This window comes from Brevibacillus jepli (assembly GCF_047229145.1).
Lineage (GTDB): Bacteria > Bacillota > Bacilli > Brevibacillales > Brevibacillaceae > Brevibacillus.
On sequence record NZ_JBFEFW010000080.1, the window covers coordinates 1 to 1,379 of the forward strand.

The 1,379-nt window shown below is 54.9% G+C and carries 1 protein-coding gene; it reads left to right on the forward strand.

Annotation, left to right across the window (positions count from 1 at the left end; genetic code table 11):
• Nucleotides 1-1,158 (forward strand): IS256 family transposase (locus AB1L17_RS31320; RefSeq protein ID WP_412848820.1); only part of this gene is annotated, 1,158 nt, incomplete at its 5' end.
• Between the last annotated feature and the right edge of the window lie 221 nt (nt 1,159-1,379).

Consider the following 1,379-nt stretch of genomic DNA (forward strand, 5'->3'; position numbering starts at 1 on the left):
GGAGTGGCCAAGTTGTTGGAATCCGTATTGAACCAAGTCTTGCAGGCACAGGCGACCGAACAGTTGGGGGCGGAACCCTACGAACGGACAGATGAGCGTCAAGCATATCGAAATGGTACATACCCACACCAATTGACTACACGTGTCGGTACGATCACGCTTCGTGTCCCTCGCATTCGCGGCGGGAAGTTCTCCACCGAGTTGTTCGCCCGTTATCAACGCAGCGAACAGGCACTGGTGCTGGCTCTCATGGAGATGGTCGTCAACGGTGTGTCTACCCGTAAGGTGGCCCAGATCACAGAAGAATTGTGCGGTACGGAGTTTTCCAAATCGACCGTGTCCGATCTGTGCAAACGGTTGGATCCTATCGTGAACGCCTGGAACAACCGTCCGCTACACGATTCTTCGTTCCCCTTTGTCATCGTCGATGCCCTGTACCTGAAAGTACGCGAAGAAGGGCGGGTGCGGTCACGGGGCGCTCTCATCGGGATCGGTGTCAATGCCGATGGATACCGGGAGGTATTGGGCGTTATGCTCGGCGACAGCGAGTCGGAGGCCAGCTGGAGCGAATTTTTTGGCTGGCTGAAAAGCCGTGGGCTTAAAGGCGTCGATCTGATTGTGTCGGATGACCATGGAGGGTTGGTTCGAGCCATCCGCAGGAACTTCCAAGGGGTGACCTGGCAGCGATGCCAGACGCACTTCATGCGCAACATTCTTGACGCCACACCCAAATCCTTGCAGGACGAGATTCATAGCCGGATTCGCCCCATTCTGGAGGCACCGGATGCAAAGACGGCACGGATGCTGTTAGAGAAGGTACTGGAGGAGTATGAAACGAAAGCGCCGAAGGCCATGGCTGTCCTGGAAGCAGGCTTCGAAGATGTCACAGCCGTCTTGGCATTACCGGAAAAGTACCGCAAGCGTCTTCGCACCACCAATCCGATGGAGCGGTTGAATGAGGAAATCCGCCGCCGTGAACGCGTGATTCGGATTTTTCCGAATCGAGAGTCTGCCATCCGCTTGATAGGGGCCTTGCTCATGGAAACGGACGAGAAATGGGCTAGCGGCAAAAAGTATTTGGACATGACAGAATATCTTGAATGGCGTCAAGGACAATCCCCAATCTCCTCCCATACCAAAGTCACTCGCATCGGCTAATAAACACCGCATCTAAGCCTGTCAAGGCCGCGAAGCGTTCCATTTTTAGCCTTGACAGGCTGAATGAAACACACTTTTGAAAAACCCAGCAATCCCTTGCTGGGCCTGCCATACGGCGAGTGACGGGGTGCAGGGGGTGTGCTCCCTGCGTCTCCCCCTTCGGGGGACGGAAGGGGGCATTCTAACCGAGGGCAATTTTACACACAAATATGGACTTGATC